14 protein-coding genes are annotated in these 19,286 nt (G+C 30.6%); 5 read left to right on the top strand and 9 right to left on the bottom strand.

Annotated elements, in window-relative coordinates:
* Positions 1 to 4: 4 nt before the first annotated feature.
* Both LXD69_RS14075 and LXD69_RS14080 read right to left on the bottom strand, forming a co-directional pair.
* Positions 5 to 913, bottom strand: coding sequence for a PorP/SprF family type IX secretion system membrane protein (locus LXD69_RS14075; RefSeq protein WP_246915869.1), 909 nt, complete (start codon positions 911 to 913; stop codon positions 5 to 7).
* A 37-nt stretch (positions 914 to 950) separates the two neighbouring features.
* Positions 951 to 8,633, bottom strand: coding sequence for a T9SS type B sorting domain-containing protein (locus LXD69_RS14080; protein WP_246915870.1), 7,683 nt, complete (start codon positions 8,631 to 8,633; stop codon positions 951 to 953).
* A 791-nt stretch (positions 8,634 to 9,424) separates the two neighbouring features.
* Between LXD69_RS14080 and LXD69_RS14085 the strand changes: the two genes are divergently transcribed.
* Genes LXD69_RS14085 through LXD69_RS14095 form a run of 3 tightly spaced genes read left to right on the top strand, consistent with a single transcriptional unit; the run spans position 9,425 to position 12,939 of the window.
* The gene (locus LXD69_RS14085) at positions 9,425 to 9,940 is read left to right on the top strand and encodes a SixA phosphatase family protein (protein ID WP_045967407.1); all 516 of its coding nucleotides are present in this window, start codon (positions 9,425 to 9,427) and stop codon (positions 9,938 to 9,940) included.
* Complete coding sequence (gene ppk1, locus LXD69_RS14090; RefSeq protein WP_246915871.1) at positions 9,909 to 12,020, top strand: polyphosphate kinase 1; 2,112 nt, start codon at positions 9,909 to 9,911, stop codon at positions 12,018 to 12,020. The genes LXD69_RS14085 and ppk1 overlap by 32 nt, the downstream gene beginning before the upstream one ends.
* Before the next feature lie 28 nt (positions 12,021 to 12,048).
* Entirely contained in the window at positions 12,049 to 12,939 is an 891-nt protein-coding gene (locus tag LXD69_RS14095; RefSeq protein WP_045967406.1) for a Ppx/GppA phosphatase family protein, read from the top strand.
* A 95-nt stretch (positions 12,940 to 13,034) separates the two neighbouring features.
* On the opposite strand, the gene tpiA is transcribed toward LXD69_RS14095, so the two are convergent.
* The 5 genes from tpiA to LXD69_RS14120 form a co-directional block, all read right to left on the bottom strand.
* Positions 13,035 to 13,784 carry a triose-phosphate isomerase gene (gene tpiA / locus LXD69_RS14100; RefSeq protein ID WP_246915872.1) on the bottom strand — a complete coding sequence of 250 codons (750 nt, stop codon included), beginning with the start codon at positions 13,782 to 13,784 and terminating at the stop codon, positions 13,035 to 13,037.
* Positions 13,784 to 14,281 carry a TlpA family protein disulfide reductase gene (locus LXD69_RS14105; RefSeq protein WP_246915873.1) on the bottom strand — a complete coding sequence of 166 codons (498 nt, stop codon included), beginning with the start codon at positions 14,279 to 14,281 and terminating at the stop codon, positions 13,784 to 13,786. The genes tpiA and LXD69_RS14105 overlap by 1 nt, the downstream gene beginning before the upstream one ends.
* Before the next feature lie 106 nt (positions 14,282 to 14,387).
* Complete coding sequence (locus LXD69_RS14110) at positions 14,388 to 14,795, bottom strand: hypothetical protein (RefSeq protein ID WP_045967403.1); 408 nt, start codon at positions 14,793 to 14,795, stop codon at positions 14,388 to 14,390.
* Positions 14,795 to 15,904, bottom strand: a complete 1,110-nt coding sequence (locus LXD69_RS14115; protein ID WP_045967402.1) for a BT_3928 family protein — start codon at positions 15,902 to 15,904, stop codon at positions 14,795 to 14,797. The genes LXD69_RS14110 and LXD69_RS14115 overlap by 1 nt, the downstream gene beginning before the upstream one ends.
* Before the next feature lie 67 nt (positions 15,905 to 15,971).
* On the bottom strand, positions 15,972 to 16,514 hold the full coding sequence (locus LXD69_RS14120; RefSeq protein WP_045967401.1) for a DUF1599 domain-containing protein: 543 nt from the start codon (positions 16,512 to 16,514) through the stop codon (positions 15,972 to 15,974).
* Positions 16,515 to 16,608: 94 nt separating this feature from the next.
* On the opposite strand from LXD69_RS14120, the gene folP reads away from it, so the two are divergent.
* Together folP and LXD69_RS14130 are read left to right on the top strand one after the other, a co-directional pair.
* Entirely contained in the window at positions 16,609 to 17,436 is an 828-nt protein-coding gene (gene folP / locus LXD69_RS14125) for a dihydropteroate synthase (protein ID WP_246915874.1), read from the top strand.
* An 18-nt stretch (positions 17,437 to 17,454) separates the two neighbouring features.
* Positions 17,455 to 18,192, top strand: a complete 738-nt coding sequence (locus tag LXD69_RS14130; protein WP_200894125.1) for a hypothetical protein — start codon at positions 17,455 to 17,457, stop codon at positions 18,190 to 18,192.
* A 58-nt stretch (positions 18,193 to 18,250) separates the two neighbouring features.
* Here the strand turns inward: LXD69_RS14130 and LXD69_RS14135 are convergent, their stop codons facing one another.
* Together LXD69_RS14135 and rlmH are read right to left on the bottom strand one after the other, a co-directional pair.
* Positions 18,251 to 18,697 (bottom strand): hypothetical protein, encoded by a 447-nt coding sequence (locus LXD69_RS14135; RefSeq protein ID WP_045967398.1) that lies wholly within the window; start codon positions 18,695 to 18,697, stop codon positions 18,251 to 18,253.
* A gap of 107 nt (positions 18,698 to 18,804) precedes the next feature.
* Positions 18,805 to 19,278, bottom strand: a complete 474-nt coding sequence (rlmH, locus tag LXD69_RS14140) for a 23S rRNA (pseudouridine(1915)-N(3))-methyltransferase RlmH (protein ID WP_045967397.1) — start codon at positions 19,276 to 19,278, stop codon at positions 18,805 to 18,807.
* Positions 19,279 to 19,286 lie beyond the last annotated feature (8 nt).

Consider the following 19,286-nt stretch of genomic DNA (forward strand, 5'->3'; position numbering starts at 1 on the left):
CGTTTTAGAAGAATCTAGGAGTACTAATTCTATTATTATTAAATATTTCAAATCGTAAAAATATTTCGTGCGAACCCGAATTATAATTCGATAATTTGGTAGTTTCCATATCATATCCATATCCTATAAATATTGAATTTGATACTTGAAATCCGACTAATCCGCTTACAGCAGCATCCCATCTATATGCTGCTCCAATTGTAAATTTTTCGTTTATTAAAAAATTTGCGGTAACATCTACTTGTAAAGGAGCTCCTTGTACTAATTTTGTTAGAAGTGCGGGTTTGAATTTAAAGTTTGGGTTAAATTCAAAAACATGTCCTGCTATGAAATAGTAGTGCATTCTCTCTTTGGTAATGGCTATATCATTATCATTGTAATGATTAGTTTCAAAAAAATTAGGTACAGATAAACCTATATAAGTGTTTTCAGAATATAAAAACAATCCTGCTCCAATGTTTGGAGAAAATTTTGTGCTTAGGTTTTGAAATTGAGGGTCATTCTGATCGTAGATGTTTAGTTTGTTAACATCTAAATTGAATAAGTTTGCAGTTCCTTTAAGACCTAAGGCTAATTTATAATTATTTGAAATTTGTATATGATAGGCTAAATCTGCTGAAATAGCATTCTCATTTGACGGACCTATTTTATCGTTTAAAAATGATAAACCAGCACCAAAATTAGAGTCGCCAACTTGAGTTTGTATGGATGCCGCATTTGTTACAGGAGCACCATCTAAACCAACCCATTGATTTCGATGTAATAAGAATATGCTTAATGCTTCTCTTGAACCAGCATAAGCAGGGTTTATATTCACAGTATTGTACATATATTGAGTATATTGAGAATCTTGCTGAGCAAAGCACAATGACTGAGATAAAACTAACATTATGATTAAAAATTTTGCTTTCATGATTAATTCTTTTTAGTTAATTAAATTCTTCTCTAGATTATTTACTTAGATATAAGTATCCAGATTTATCGTGCATTGTATTCATTATATCTCTATATTTTAATATATAGTAGTAAGTTCCATCAGGTAATAATTCATTTTTATTTACAGTAGATCTTCCCTCAGAATATCCTTTAAAAGATTTGAAACTATTATCATATCCAGTTGTATCATAAACTAATATTCCCCATCTATTGTATATTTCTATAGAATTATCAGGATAACATTCTATTCCGTCAATGAAGAAGAAATCATTATATCCATCATCATTTGGTGATACGGCATTGTATATTTCAATTGAACAAGCTGGTAAAACAATACAATCATCGTTTACATTTAAATAAATTTCAAATTTCATAGGGCAACTGCTTTCATTTAAAGTAACTATATATTGTAAAGTGTAATAACCAATAGGAATATTATTTGGATTATAAATACTTCCTGTTAATCCACCAGTATTATTCACATCAATCCATTCTCCATTTGTAGGAATTGAACTATCTAATATACTAAATAAATCGATAGGCTCATCATTTTGACAAATTGAAAAAGGAATAGCATCAAATGGTTCCGAAACACTAACATTAATTGTTTGTGAGAAATCAGATGCATTACCACAATTATCACTTACACTCCAATTTCTTGTGATGATATATTCATAGATGGAAATTGTTGTTGTGTTTTCATTATAAGTCACTTGATAAATACCTGAACAATTATCTTCAAATTCTAATTGAGGAGCACTAGGTACTTCATCACACGTTACATTTAGTTCAGTATCATAAGGAGTAATTAATGATGGAGGTGTTGTGTCATAAACTGAAATAGTTTGACTATACGAATCATTATTTCCACAATCATCAGTAATTGTCCATGTTCTAATGATAGTATAATTACCAGCACAATTCTCACCGTCAGAAACAACTTCATCATTAACTAAAATTGTGACATTTGTTGAACAATTATCTGAAGCTGTTACTTTTTCTGGCTCCGGAATATTATCACATGAAGCAGAAATATTTTCTGGTAAATCAGATGTAAATACAGGATTTGTAGTATCGATAATGGTAAAGGTTGCTGTTGTGGTTGAGAAGTTTCCACAATCGTCAGTTGCTGTGAAAGTTACCGTTACAGCACCTGTTTGTCCGCAAGTATCAGAAATTTGACTGAAATCATTTGACCAAGTTACGTTTGAACAATCATCAGAAGCTACAGCACCACCATTATTAGTTAACCAATTGTTTAAATCGGTAGTGTTTCCGTTTCCATCACATTCTACGCTTAGATCATTAGCTTGTGTGCTGATGTTAGGGTTTGTAGTATCGATAATGGTAAAGGTTGCTGTTGTGGTTGAGAAGTTTCCACAATCGTCAGTTGCTGTGAAAGTTACCGTTACAGCACCTGTTTGTCCGCAAGTATCAGAAATTTGACTGAAATCATTTGACCAAGTTACGTTTGAACAATCATCAGAAGCTACAGCACCACCATTATTAGTTAACCAATTGTTTAAATCGGTAGTGTTTCCGTTTCCATCACATTCTACGCTTAGATCATTAGCTTGTGTGCTGATGTTAGGGTTTGTAGTATCGATAATGGTAAAGGTTGCTGTTGTGGTTGAGAAGTTTCCACAATCGTCAGTTGCTGTGAAAGTTACCGTTACAGCACCTGTTTGTCCGCAAGTATCAGAAATTTGACTAAAATCATTTGACCAAGTTACGTTTGAACAATCATCAGAAGCTACAGCACCACCATTATTAGTTAACCAATTGTTTAAATCGGTAGTGTTTCCGTTTCCATCACATTCTACGCTTAGATCATTAGCTTGTGTGCTGATGTTAGGGTTTGTAGTATCGATAATGGTAAAGGTTGCTGTTGTGGTTGAGAAGTTTCCACAATCGTCAGTTGCTGTGAAAGTTACCGTTACAGCACCTGTTTGTCCGCAAGTATCAGAAATTTGACTGAAATCATTTGACCAAGTTACGTTTGAACAATCATCAGAAGCTACAGCACCACCATTATTAGTTAACCAATTGTTTAAATCGGTAGTGTTTCCGTTTCCATCACATTCTACGCTTAGATCATTAGCTTGTGTGCTGATGTTAGGGTTTGTAGTATCGATAATGGTAAAGGTTGCTGTTGTGGTTGAGAAGTTTCCACAATCGTCAGTTGCTGTGAAAGTTACCGTTACAGCACCTGTTTGTCCGCAAGTATCAGAAATTTGACTGAAATCATTTGACCAAGTTACGTTTGAACAATCATCAGAAGCTACAGCACCACCATTATTAGTTAACCAATTGTTTAAATCGGTAGTGTTTCCGTTTCCATCACATTCTACGCTTAGATCATTAGCTTGTGTGCTGATGTTAGGGTTTGTAGTATCGATAATGGTAAAGGTTGCTGTTGTGGTTGAGAAGTTTCCACAATCGTCAGTTGCTGTGAAAGTTACCGTTACAGCACCTGTTTGTCCGCAAGTATCAGAAATTTGACTAAAATCATTTGACCAAGTTACGTTTGAACAATCATCAGAAGCTACAGCACCACCATTATTAGTTAACCAATTGTTTAAATCGGTAGTGTTTCCGTTTCCATCACATTCTACGCTTAGATCATTAGCTTGTGTGCTGATGTTAGGGTTTGTAGTATCGATAATGGTAAAGGTTGCTGTTGTGGTTGAGAAGTTTCCACAATCGTCAGTTGCTGTGAAAGTTACCGTTACAGCACCTGTTTGTCCGCAAGTATCAGAAATTTGACTGAAATCATTTGACCAAGTTACGTTTGAACAATCATCAGAAGCTACAGCACCACCATTATTAGTTAACCAATTGTTTAAATCGGTAGTGTTTCCGTTTCCATCACATTCTACGCTTAAATCATTAGCTTGTGTGCTGATGTTCGGATTTGTAGTATCGATAATGGTAAAGGTTGCTGTTGTGGTTGAGAAGTTTCCACAATCGTCAGTTGCTGTGAAAGTTACCGTTACAGCACCTGTTTGTCCGCAAGTATCAGAAATTTGACTAAAATCATTTGACCAAGTTACGTTTGAACAATCATCAGAAGCTACAGCACCACCATTATTAGTTAACCAATTGTTTAAATCGGTAGTGTTTCCGTTTCCATCACATTCTACGCTTAGATCATTAGCTTGTGTGCTGATGTTAGGGTTTGTAGTATCGATAATGGTAAAGGTTGCTGTTGTGGTTGAGAAGTTTCCACAATCGTCAGTTGCTGTGAAAGTTACCGTTACAGCACCTGTTTGTCCGCAAGTATCAGAAATTTGACTGAAATCATTTGACCAAGTTACGTTTGAACAATCATCAGAAGCTACAGCACCACCATTATTAGTTAACCAATTGTTTAAATCGGTAGTGTTTCCGTTTCCATCACATTCTACGCTTAGATCATTAGCTTGTGTGCTGATGTTAGGGTTTGTAGTATCGATAATGGTAAAGGTTGCTGTTGTGGTTGAGAAGTTTCCACAATCGTCAGTTGCTGTGAAAGTTACCGTTACAGCACCTGTTTGTCCGCAAGTATCAGAAATTTGACTGAAATCATTTGACCAAGTTACGTTTGAACAATCATCAGAAGCTACAGCACCACCATTATTAGTTAACCAATTGTTTAAATCGGTAGTGTTTCCGTTTCCATCACATTCTACGCTTAGATCATTAGCTTGTGTGCTGATGTTAGGGTTTGTAGTATCGATAATGGTAAAGGTTGCTGTTGTGGTTGAGAAGTTTCCACAATCGTCAGTTGCTGTGAAAGTTACCGTTACAGCACCTGTTTGTCCGCAAGTATCAGAAATTTGACTAAAATCATTTGACCAAGTTACGTTTGAACAATCATCAGAAGCTACAGCACCACCATTATTAGTTAACCAATTGTTTAAATCGGTAGTGTTTCCGTTTCCATCACATTCTACGCTTAGATCATTAGCTTGTGTGCTGATGTTAGGGTTTGTAGTATCGATAATGGTAAAGGTTGCTGTTGTGGTTGAGAAGTTTCCACAATCGTCAGTTGCTGTGAAAGTTACCGTTACAGCACCTGTTTGTCCGCAAGTATCAGAAATTTGACTGAAATCATTTGACCAAGTTACGTTTGAACAATCATCAGAAGCTACAGCACCACCATTATTAGTTAACCAATTGTTTAAATCGGTAGTGTTTCCGTTTCCATCACATTCTACGCTTAAATCATTAGCTTGTGTGCTGATGTTCGGATTTGTAGTATCGATAATGGTAAAGGTTGCTGTTGTGGTTGAGAAGTTTCCACAATCGTCAGTTGCTGTGAAAGTTACCGTTACAGCACCTGTTTGTCCGCAAGTATCAGAAATTTGACTGAAATCATTTGACCAAGTTACATTTGAACAATCATCAGAAGCTACAGCACCACCATTATTAGTTAACCAATTGTTTAAATCGGTAGTGTTTCCGTTTCCATCACATTCTACGCTTAAATCATTAGCTTGTGTGCTGATGTTCGGATTTGTAGTATCGATAATGGTAAAGGTTGCTGTTGTGGTTGAGAAGTTTCCACAATCGTCAGTTGCTGTGAAAGTTACCGTTACAGCACCTGTTTGTCCGCAAGTATCAGAAATTTGACTGAAATCATTTGACCAAGTTACATTTGAACAATCATCAGAAGCTACAGCACCACCATTATTAGTTAACCAATTGTTTAAATCGGTAGTGTTTCCGTTTCCATCACATTCTACGCTTAAATCATTAGCTTGTGTGCTGATGTTAGGGTTTGTAGTATCGATAATGGTAAAGGTTACTGTTGTGGTTGAGAAGTTTCCACAATCGTCAGTTGCTGTGAAAGTTACCGTTACAGCACCTGTTTGTCCGCAAGTATCAGAAATTTGACTGAAATCATTTGACCAAGTTACGTTTGAACAATCATCAGAAGCTACAGCACCACCATTATTAGTTAACCAATTGTTTAAATCGGTAGTGTTTCCGTTTCCATCACATTCTACGCTTAGATCATTAGCTTGTGTGCTGATGTTAGGGTTTGTAGTATCGATAATGGTAAAGGTTGCTGTTGTGGTTGAGAAGTTTCCACAATCGTCAGTTGCTGTGAAAGTTACCGTTACAGCACCTGTTTGTCCGCAAGTATCAGAAATTTGACTGAAATCATTTGACCAAGTTACATTTGAACAATCATCAGAAGCTACAGCACCACCATTATTAGTTAACCAATTGTTTAAATCGGTAGTGTTTCCGTTTCCATCACATTCTACGCTTAAATCATTAGCTTGTGTGCTGATGTTAGGGTTTGTAGTATCGATAATGGTAAAGGTTACTGTTGTGGTTGAGAAGTTTCCACAATCGTCAGTTGCTGTGAAAGTTACCGTTACAGCACCTGTTTGTCCGCAAGTATCAGAAATTTGACTGAAATCATTTGACCAAGTTACGTTTGAACAATCATCAGAAGCTACAGCACCACCATTATTAGTTAACCAATTGTTTAAATCGGTAGTGTTTCCGTTTCCATCACATTCTACGCTTAGATCATTAGCTTGTGTGCTGATGTTAGGGTTTGTAGTATCGATAATGGTAAAGGTTGCTGTTGTGGTTGAGAAGTTTCCACAATCGTCAGTTGCTGTGAAAGTTACCGTTACAGCACCTGTTTGTCCGCAAGTATCAGAAATTTGACTGAAATCATTTGACCAAGTTACGTTTGAACAATCGTCAGAAGCTACAGCACCACCATTATTAGTTAACCAATTGTTTAAATCGGTAGTGTTTCCGTTTCCATCACATTCTACGCTTAAATCATTAGCTTGTGTGCTGATGTTAGGGTTTGTGGTATCGATAATGGTAAAGGTTGCTGTTGTGGTTGAGAAGTTTCCACAATCGTCAGTTGCTGTGAAAGTTACCGTTACAGCACCTGTTTGTCCGCAAGTATCAGAAATTTGACTGAAATCATTTGACCAAGTTACGTTTGAACAATCATCAGAAGCTACAGCACTACCATTATTAGTTAACCAATTGTTTAAATCGGTAGTGTTTCCGTTTCCATCACATTCTACGCTTAGATCATTAGCTTGTGTGCTGATGTTAGGGTTTGTGGTATCGATAATGGTAAAGGTTGCTGTTGTGGTTGAGAAGTTTCCACAATCGTCAGTTGCTGTGAAAGTTACCGTTACAGCACCTGTTTGTCCGCAAGTATCAGAAATTTGACTGAAATCATTTGACCAAGTTACGTTTGAACAATCATCAGAAGCTACAGCACTACCATTATTAGTTAACCAATTGTTTAAATCGGTAGTGTTTCCGTTTCCATCACATTCTACGCTTAGATCATTAGCTTGTGTGCTGATGTTAGGGTTTGTGGTATCATTGATTAATATGATTTGTTCACAATTCGTAGTGTTTAGAATTGTATTTTCTCCTAAATCTCGAATTCCATTATTGTTTGAATCTTCATATTCTGTAATATTATATGTTCTAGTAACATTTGTATTACATCCTAAATATGCACTATTTGAAGCTGTAATTTGAATAATACCACAAGGTGTATCTCCAATATCTCCATCACCATTTCCTAATGCTTCAAATTCTTGTATTGTATAATTAACTTGTGTAGGGAGTTCATCATAACATTGTAAACTTGTCATTGAAAAAGTTGGACATATAACATTGAAAGAGCAACAGACAATAGGAGATATTGTAGTACTATAATTTTTAGTACAGCCAAGATCATCAGTTACAGTTACACTATAAGTTCCTACTCCTAAATTGGTTAAATCTTCAGTAGTTGCACCAGTATTCCAAAGAAAAGAATATGGTGGACTTCCTCCAGAAATGGATAAATCTATTGAAGCAGTAGATCCTATATTACAATCTAACTCTTCAATATTTGCATTAATAATGATTTCAGATGGATAATTGATAGGTACAATGTATACATTCGTTAATCCATTCGAATCTGTAACTTTTAGCTCAGCTGAATAAGGAATTGAATTATCATATGTATGACTAGGGTTTTCAATTGTTGAATCAACTGTACCATTGGAATCAAAATCCCATTCGTAAGTATATGGTGGTGTTCCACCATTAGTTGTAGATTGAAAATTAATAGATGAAGATGTTCCAGAAGTACATCCTGTATATGTAAACTGAACAGCTAAAGGAGCTGAAATTTTAGTTCCGCCAGGTAATTCACATTGTGATTTTGTATATGAATTACAATTATAAGGTACTAATTCGTTTCCGTTTCCACTAGTTTTCCAAACTATTAATATTTTGTCAAGTAATAATTCTTGACCACAAGTCCAATTAAAAGGGCCATATAATAATCTTTGACCTGAACCAGGAGCAACAGTACCAAAATTAACATTTAAAGGAGTTGTTATTCCATCTATAATAAGGTCTGCAAATATTCTTGCATGATATATATCACTATTTGAATTAGATGTATAATTCAACATAATATACATAGTTTGTGTTGTTCCAGGAATACAAGTTGTATTATCTAAAGGTACACCGTTTATGTTAGTTAGACTTAAAAAAACATTATTTAATGTGTAATTGTTTGATGTACAGTTAAAATAATCTGTATAATAATTTGGAGGAGAACCACATAATCTTAAATCGGGTTTATCAGCAGTAAATTGAGAATAAACTGAGTTTATCCCAATAAAAGCATAAAGTATTAATAGCGTAATTTTTGCTCTCATAACTTCTACATTTTTTTATTAAAAAAATAAATAATAATTTATTCTAAATTGTATTTAGAATAATAGCCGGCATTTATTAGGAATTACTTTACGTAATTTCTAATGACATCTAGTTAAGAGGTAATTTTTGAAATTTAATTTTAAAAGAAAGTTAAACAGTTAATAGGCAGTATAACATAAATCTTTTACCTGGTTAGAGTAAAATAAAGTTCGGAAATAGGATTTTACCTGATATAATTAATTTAGTAAATATTATATACAATTCATTTTTACTAGTTTAGAAGTAAAATAAACTTGCAACACAAAGCATTTTATTGATTTATAAAACAATAAAGGCTTAACATTCAATTGTTTGATATAATATGGAGGGAGTGTAGAAAAACTTCACTTGTTTGGTTAATAGCATATTATAACAAAAAACTCTACTTATTTTGATAGAATAAGAAATCAAAAACAGAAAATTTTAATATAGTAAATTAAAATATCTGAAAGAAATTAGTAGTTGTTTAAAATCAGGAATAAAATAATAATAATTTTTGGTTAAACAATTAATAGCATATTGTAAAAAATAATTTACTTGGTTAGAGTAAAATTGAACTCATAAAAGAGTATCCCGTCACTAAATCATATACTAATTTAGAAATTAAATTTAAAGATTGCATATAAACATAACTATTTTCGATAAACGGTTTAAAATAATCTATGAATTATCTTCTTTTTTATAATATATTCTTAGATTTTTTGATTTTTTTTCACGTACTTTATAATGGAACACTTAAAAATATGAACTTATGAAAAATTTGATTCTCATTCGTCACTCAAAATCTAGTTGGGAAACTCCCTTGAAAGATATTGATAGACCATTATCAAAGAGAGGAGTTAATGATGCACATTTAATTTCATCTCAAATAAATGCTATTTTACCAAAATCGTTCATAGTGTGGTGTAGTATAGCAAGAAGAGCTAAAGAATCTGCTATTATTTATTCAGAAAATTTAAATTTTCCGTTTGATAATATTATGATTAAGGAAGAGTTGTATACTTTTGATGAATATAGATTAGAAGAAATCATAAAAAAATGTGAAAATAGGTATGATAGTCTAATTCTTTTCGGACATAATGAAGCTATTACAAATTTTGTTAATAAATTTGGAAACCTTTTAATAGATAATGTCCCAACATCTGGAGTTGTTTCTTTACAATTTAATATTGATGAATGGAAAAGTCTAGAAAAAGGACAAACAATTAAAACGCTTTTTCCAAGTCATTATAAAAATGAACAACATATCACAAACAAAATACATTGATAGAGAGAAGAGTTGGTTGACATTTAATGCTAGAGTATTACAAGAAGCAGCAGATGAATCAGTTCCATTATTAGATAGATTACGTTTCTTAGGTATATTTTCAAACAATTTGGATGAATTTTTTAGAGTTCGTTATGCGGCAATTCGTAGAATGAGGTTTGAAAATATAGATGATGAAAAAATTTTAGGAGGAATTACTGCTGATAAGTTATTGAAAGAAATTACAGAAATAGTAATTGAACATCAATCAGAAAGTTTACGTATTCTAAGTGAAATAGAACAAAAACTCGAGAAAGAGAATATTTATATTCTAAATGAAAAACAAATTTCAAGAGAGCAAGGAAATTTTATACGTGATTTTTTTATTCAGAAAGTCAGTCCAGCAGTTGTAACAATTATGTTAAATAATTTGGATAGTTTTCCTTTATTAAAGGACACATCGGGTTATTTGGCAGTAAAATTAGTTATGAATACTTCAAGTGAAGCATTAAATAATAATGTAAATGAAGAAGATAAAATCCGTTATGCTGTTGTAGAAATACCGAGTACTATTAACCGTTTCGTTGTATTACCTTCAAATTCAGAAAAACAATATATTATTTTACTTGATGATGTAATTAGGCTAAATCTTAATTATATTTTCAATATTTTTGATTACAAGAGCATGTCGGCTCACATGATAAAAATTACTCGTGATGCACAGTTAGAATTCGATAGTGATTTAAGCAAAAGTTTTATAGAAAAAGTATCTGATAGTGTTAAAGAACGTAGAGTAGGAGAGCCTGTTCGTTTCGTTTATGACCAAGCCATTGAAGATGATACATTAGCTTTTTTTCTAAATCGAATGGAAATTGATAGCTCGGATAGTATTATTCCAGGTGGAAGATATCATAATCGAAGAGATTATATGAGTTTTCCTAATTTAGGAAGGTATGATTTATTGTATAAACAAAATCTACCATTATCTATTCCAGGATTAGATCTTGAAGGAAGTATCTTAGAGAAAATAAAACAAAAGGATTATTTATTAAATGCTCCTTATCAATCTTTTTCATATATTATTAAATTCTTGCGTGAAGCAGCTTTAGACCCAAAAGTAGTTTCAATAAAAATTACACTATATCGTTTAGCTAAAAATTCTCAAATTGTAAGCTCATTAATAAATGCAGCTAAAAACGGTAAAAAAGTAACCGTTCAAATAGAATTGCAAGCCCGTTTTGATGAAGCTAGCAATATATCTTATGCAGAGCAAATGCAAACAGAAGGTATTGATCTCATTTTTGGTATGAAAGGATTAAAAGTACACAGTAAAATTTGTGTGATTGAACGAGTAGAAGAGAAGAAAGTAAAACGTTATGGATTTATTTCAACAGGAAATTTTAATGAAAATTCTGCCAGAATATATACTGATATAACCTTATTTACTGCAAATACGTCTATTTTAAAGGATGTTTCAAAAGTATTTGATTTCTTTGAAATAAATTATAAAATTCATCGTTACAAGCATTTGTTTGTATCACCTCATTATACCCGTTCTAAGTTTGTAAAGCTTATTGATAGAGAAATTGTAAGTGCTCAATTAGGAAAAAAAGCCTTTATTAAACTGAAAATGAACAGTCTTTCAGATTTTAAAATGATTGATAAATTATATGAAGCTAGTAATGCAGGAGTAAAAATAAAATTAATTATTAGAGGAATTTGTTGTTTAATTCCTGGAGTTAAAGGAATGAGTGAAAATATTGAAGCTATAAGTATTGTAGATAATTATTTAGAACATTCAAGACTTTATATTTTTGGTAATCAAGGAAATCCAGAAGTTTATATTTCTTCTGCAGATTTTATGACAAGAAATATTGATGCTAGAGTGGAAGTAACTTGTCCTATTTATGATAAAAATATTAAAGAAGAATTAATTGAAACTTTCGAAATAGGCTGGAGAGCAAATGTAAAAGCCCGATTACATTCGGAAGATTTGAAAAATAAATATAGAAAAAGAGGGGATGAAAAACCATATAGAGCTCAATTAGAAATGTATAATTATTACAGAAATATGCTAGAAGTTACTACTTCCAAACTTTAATTATACACTTTTCTTAAAAAGAATATACATGATTACATTAAAAAAATATGCTGCAATAGATGTGGGATCAAATGCTATGAGACTTTTGATTACTAATATTGTGGAACAAAAAGGGAAACCAACACAATTTAATAAGAGTTCACTAGTTCGTGTGCCTATTCGTTTAGGACAAGATGCCTTTACTGTAGGAGAAATTTCAGATGAAAATATACAACGAATGTTAGATGCGATGAAAGCATTTAGTCTTTTGATGAAAGTTCATAAAGTTGAAAAGTATAAAGCTTGTGCAACATCTGCAATGCGAGAAGCTTATAATGGAAAAGAAATATCAGATTTAATTAAGAAAAAGGCAGATATTAGAATTGATATTATTGATGGAAAAAAAGAAGCTTCAATAATTGCTGGTTCAGATTTAAAGCATTTTATTAATTCAGATAAAACGTTCTTATATGTTGATGTAGGTGGTGGAAGTACTGAATTTTCTATTTTCTCGCAAGGTAAAATGATTATATCTAAATCATTTAAAAATGGAACTGTTCGATTATTGAATAATATGGTAAACGATATTGTTTGGACAGAAATTGAAAAATGGATTAAAACGAATACCGCTCCTTATGAAGAAATTACTTTGATAGGTTCTGGTGGAAATATAAATAAATTATTTAAACTATCTGAAAAACATCAAGATAAACCATTGTCTTATGTGTATTTAAGTTCGCAATATCAAAAGTTGAATAATATGACATACGAACAGCGTATTGCAGAATTAGGACTTAATCCAGATCGGGCTGATGTTATTATTCCTGCAACTCGTATTTATTTAAATGCAATGAAATGGAGTGGAGCAAGGCAAATTTATGTTCCTAAAATAGGTCTTTCAGATGGAATAGTGAAAGCAATGTATTACGGAAAAATATGATGTAAGAAAATAAGAGTGCGTTAAAAGAAAACACATTTTATAATCCTAAAGAAATAGAGTTATAAAATGTGTTTTTTATTAGGTATTGACGTTTATTAAAAAGCATTAACAATAGCTAAGAAATCATCAGCGTGTAATGCTGCACCTCCAATTAATCCACCATCTACATCAGGTTTTGAAAAAATTTCTTTTGCATTGCTTGGTTTTACACTTCCACCATATAAAATACTTACATCGTTAGCAATATCAGAACCGTACACTTTTTCAATAATACTTCTTATAAATTTATGCATTTCTTGTGCTTGTTCTGGTGAAGCTGTTTCTCCAGTTCCAATAGCCCAAACAGGTTCATAAGCTAATACAATATTTTTCCAGTCTTTTTTCTCTAAGTGAAATAAAGCATCTCTTAATTGATATTCTACAATATTAAAGTGATTGTTTTTTTGACGATCTTTTAACTCTTCACCAAAACAAAAAATAACTCTCATATTGTGTTTTAAAGCAGTATCTACTTTATTTGCAAGTAATCCATCAGATTCATGGAAATAAGCACGTCTTTCACTGTGTCCTAGGATAACGGTGTTTACGTTAATATCAGTTAGCATATTTGCAGCTATTTCACCAGTAAACGCTCCACCTTCAGCTTGATGCATGTTTTGAGCGGCTACTGTAATTCCTTTTCCAACTACTTCATCATTTGCAGCTTTAAGATTAATAAATGTAGGTGCTACAATAATTTCTGTATCAGAATTTTGTTTCTTAGAGAGGATCTCGTCTAATAATGCTAAAGTTTCAGTATGCGTTTTGTGCATTTTCCAGTTTCCTGCAACAATATGCTTTCTCATTATTTTAGTTTGTTTAAGGTTTCTATTAATTTGTTATCATCTGCTTCAATAACTTTGAATAAGGCTATTTTCCCTTCTTTATCAACAACCATATATCTAGGAATCCAATCTAAGTTTATAGATTTTCCAAAAACACCCTTCATTCCATCAGAAGTTAAATAATGCTCTCCTTTTACATCATATTTTGTAATTCCTTTTATCCATGCATCATAATTTTTATCCATTGAAATGAATAAATATATTGCATCAGGATATTGCTCTTGTAAGGTTTTTACTTTTGGCATTCCTTTTATACAATCTGAACACCATGAAGCCCAAACATCAATTACAATTGTTTTTCCTTTATATTTATTTAGAATGTCTTGAAAAGTAATAGACGTATTGTCTGTAGTAGTCATTACATTCTCTAAAGCTTCTTTCTTAAATTCTGTTTGTTGAGCATTTGTACAAGATAATATTGAAAATGTAAATGCTAATAATGTTATTATTTTTTTCATTTTATGTTTTTTTTTGTGTAATCAAATTTACGTTTTCTAAATTTTAAATTTCTTAATTAAATGTAAAATACAAAATTTCGTTAGAATTCTAACTTAAATACCAACGTTAGTATATTTTAATGCTATATGATTTACTGGTAGTATTTCCACATAAATGATCATCATTGTTTTCATTGTCATAATCATTTACATATAAAACTGTAATTTTTATATTAAAATCATAGGTCCCTATTGCAGTTGGAATTCCTTCAAAATATACCTTTCTGCCATTAAAGAAAGATGTAATACCACTAGGTAAATTCCCTTCAATTTCAACATTATCAATTTCATAATTTGAAGAGTTAGCATTTTGTATGTCTACAGTAATGTAATCTTCATAATTTTGGGAAACAATTCCATCAACAAAACCATTATCTACTATATTTGGTTTAATATCAAAGAGACAATCTGTTATATCATTACAACTTATAAATAAAAGAACTATTGTAATTATGAAACATTTAATCAAACGCATTATTTCAGTTTAACGTTGTCTATATCATTAAAATGCGCTTTTTGAATAATAGTTCCTTTTTCTAAAACTACAATACTAGGATTTGCTCTTTCAATTGTTTTTAGAGTTGTAGCATCGCAAAAATAATAATCAAAAGTGTGTCCGTATTCCTTTTTATATTTTTCTATTGTTTCAACGTCTGATGCTGTCATTCCAATTACTAAATATCCTTTTTCTGCTGCTTTTAAATGAAACTCTTCTAATTTTTTCATTCCTTTTTGTTTAGATTTATTTAAATCATAAGAAATGAACATAATTACTTTTGGTTCATCTAAAACACTATCGATATAGTCAGATCCATCTTTTTCTATTGAGAAATCATGAATAGGAGGAACGTATCCTTGTTTTAATAATTTATCTTTTCTATCGATAAATTCAGCTCCTTCAGGAACTTTATTATCCATAACATCTTTGTAACTAATTTCAGTGTCAACACCATTTACTTTATAAATAAATACCATCTCATACTCACTTTTTTGAGCTCCTTCTGGTATTTCCATTCCTTTTCTAATATTAGTTCCTACTTTATATGCTCTAAAGTCTTTAATAGGTAAATGTTGTAATACATAATATGCCATAAACAGACAAAGTGAATACACAGCAAAAACGGTTAAATTCATAGGTGTTTTTCCTAATAATGGATTAATGAATTTTTGATTAAAGAATAAGATTAAAATAAAGAAAAGAAGTGTTATATCTTTATAAAATGATTCCCAAGGTGTTAGTTTTAAAGCATCTCCAAAACATCCACAATCTGTGACTTTATTAAAATAAGCGGAGTAAAAAGTTAAGAAAGTAAAAAACACAATCATAGCTAATAAACTCCAAACAGTAAATTTGGGTTTAAAACCTATTAATAACATCACGCCAAGTACAACTTCAAATATAACTACAAAACAAGCAATTACTAAAGCAAATGGAATTAGAAATTCCATATTTAAAACATTAGCATTGAAATATTCTTCAAGTTTATATGAAAATCCTACAGGATCATTTAGTTTTATTAAACCCGAAAAAATAAATAAAAGACCAACAAATACGCGTGAAAATTGTGTAATAATATTTCTCATAAATTCTATTTTCTCAAAAATACTTTTTTATAATGCTACTAATTGTAAATGATTTGTTAATTTGATGTTAATGATTATTTTCCATTAAAATTAGAGCGAAAATGGAATAGTTAATCATATCTTGATAATTGGCATCAATTCCTTCTGAAACTAAAGTTTTTCCTTTATTATCTTCAATTTGTTTCACACGAAGTAATTTTTGCAAAATTAAATCCGTTAAGCTACTCACTCTCATATCGCGCCATGCTTCACCATAATCATGATTTTTGTTTTCCATTAATTCTTTGGTTAAAGCTACTTTTTCATCATACAGTTGTATTGCTTCGTCATATTCTAAATCTGGTTGTGTAGCAATTCCTTTATCAATTTGTACAAGAGCCATAATGCAGTAGTTAATAATTCCAATAAATTCGGAAGTTTCATCTTCATCTACTTTTCGAACTTCATTTTCTTGAAGACTGCGAATGCGTTGCGCTTTTATAAAAATTTGATCTGTTAATGATGGCAAACGTAGTATTCTCCAAGCTGTGCCATAGTCTTTTGTTTTTTTAGCAAACAAATCGCGACAAATTGCTATAATAGCATCATATTGTTGTGAAGTATTCTTCATTATTTAGATATCTTTGTAGTAAATTTTTTCAAAAGTAATTAAATAAGAAGAAAGAACAAAGACGAAACGGAAAAGAGAAAAAAATGAAATTGATATGACAATAAATTGTAAAGGAAATTTAATCGATTTATCTACTCCTAAAGTAATGGGAATCTTAAATATTACACCAAATTCTTTTTTTGATGGAGGAAAATATAAAGGTGAGTCGACAATTTTAAATCGAGTTGAAAAAATGCTTAATGATGGTGCTTCTTTCATTGATATTGGTGCTTATTCTTCAAAACCAGGAGCAGAGTTTGTTTCAGAAGAGGAAGAATTAGCCAGATTACTTCCTGTTTTAGAATTAATTCTATTAAAGTTTCCTGAAATTTTACTTTCTATTGATACTTTTAGAAGTGAAGTAGCCAAGAAGTGTATTGAAAATGGAGCAGCAATTATTAATGATATTTCGGCAGGTTTGTTAGACGGAAAAATGATAGAAACAATCTCGAAATTACAAGTTCCTTATATTATGATGCACATGAAAGGAAATCCTGAAACGATGCAATCCTTAGCAAATTATGAAGATGTTGTAAAAGAAATGATGTTTTATTTTTCAGAACGAATAAATAAAGCAAGAAGTTTTGGTTTGAATGATATTATTATTGATCCGGGCTTTGGCTTTGCAAAAACAATAGAACATAATTATGAAATAATGCAAAAATTGGATTTTTTCTCTATTTTAGAGTTGCCAGTTTTAGTAGGAATATCTAGAAAATCAATGATTTATAAAGTATTAGAAAACACTCCTGAAGAAGCATTAAACGGAACCACTATTTTAAACACAATTGCTTTACAAAAGGGAGCTAATATTTTAAGAGTTCATGATGTGAAAGAAGCAGTAGAATGTATTAAAATAAATAGTGTATTAAATGCTAATTAAATTGAAGCAACCATAAAAATGAAAATAAATATTATTATAATGAGAAAATTGAGTCTAGTAATTTTAGTTCTACTTTTTATTTCTTGTAAAAAAGAAGATGTTCAATTACCCAAAACGAATGCTTCAGTGATGACTGAAATTTTAGATCATTCACCTATTTATATGTTCTTTAGAGTAGAGGATAATGATACTATAGCAGAAGTTAATGCAAAAAATAGTATTAGTACAACAAATTGGATTTTTAATATTGATAAACGATTACCACTAGATTTAGTTATTCCTGAAGTTAAATATTTACAAAAGAAAAAAAAGCAAGCATCACACAAAAACGAAGCCGCTATAAATGTTTTTTCTTATGCTGATAGTACAAAGCAAAATTTAGCTTTTTTACCATTTACAGAAGTGCAATATAAATATGATAATAATTTTTCTAAGTTTTATATTAAAGAACATGCCGATTTATATTCAGCTTATAATAATTTGACTATTAATTTTAATCATGAAAATAAAATTACTGTTGATGGAAATGATATTTCAAGAGAAGAATTAGTTGATTTTATTAAAGACTTTTCTGATTTTATGAGTGATGGAAAAATAACAATTATTCATTTAAATTTTGATAAGCGTTTAAGTTTTGACCATTATATTCAAGATAAAATTTTAGCATGGCAATTAACGTCAAATACGATTCAATTGTCTTCTTACGAGTTTATTTATGATTTAGATAAATTACCTGAATGTGGTTGTAAATTATAAATAAAAAAGGCTTGATTCTATATAAAATCAAGCCTTTTACTATTTAAACAATATTGTTTTAGATTTTATTCTTTTGGAAAAGTTTAGTAATTTGATCTAAACTAAATGCTTTAGAAACACCTGTAACTTCATTTGTTTTGTTTTTACACATGAATTGAACATAAGTACGATCTAAATTTTTAGAAAAATGCAACCATACAAATTCTTTTGGTAATTCTAGTTTTATATCTAGTAAAGGATCTGCATTAAATCCGTTTACAATTATATCATATAAATTATTGTAATCATTGTTTAAATCTTTAAAAGAAAAAGTTCTTGTACTTGTTTCTTCTTCTTTCTCAATATTTTTATATGTAAAAATGTACTGATCACCCTCATTTTGGATAAACATATCATTTTGATTAATAGCTCCTAATCTAATAATTGGAGTAGTTTCAATAACTTTAATTTGAGAAAAAGACACACATGAGGCAAATAGGGACAATGCAAAAATAATTTTTTTCATAAAATTTAAAATTTAGTAAGTGTTTTTAGTGTTAATTTTTGTTAAAAATATACTAAAAAATAAGAATAACAAAAAAAAATGAAAGTAAAAACTAAAATTAATTTAGTTTATTGATGATGATAAGGCTCATTCCTTAATATAGTAAAGCCACGGTAAATTTGTTCAATAATAAACAAGCGTACCATTTGATGTGAAAATGTCATTTCTGAAAGCGAAATTTTACCTATTGCATTCTTATAAACAGTTTCACTAAACCCATAAGGACCACCAATTACAAAAACTAATGTTTTAATACCAGCATTCATTTTTTTTTGAAGAAATTCTGAAAAGCCAATGCTTGAAAATGTTTTTCCATTTTCATCTAAAAGAATAAGATGATCAGTAGATGTAATTTTTGAAAGAATTAATTCACCTTCTTTTTCTTTTTGTTGGGCTTCACTTAAATTCTTTACGTTTTTAATGTCTGGAATAATTTCTACATCAAACTTGACATAAAAAGACAAACGTTTTGTGTATTCATCTATTAATGATTGCAAGTTTTTATTGTCTGTTTTTCCTATAGTGAGTAGTTTTATGTTCATTTTTTTAT

It is taken from the genome of Flavobacterium sediminilitoris (assembly GCF_023008245.1).
Classification (GTDB): domain Bacteria; phylum Bacteroidota; class Bacteroidia; order Flavobacteriales; family Flavobacteriaceae; genus Flavobacterium; species Flavobacterium sediminilitoris.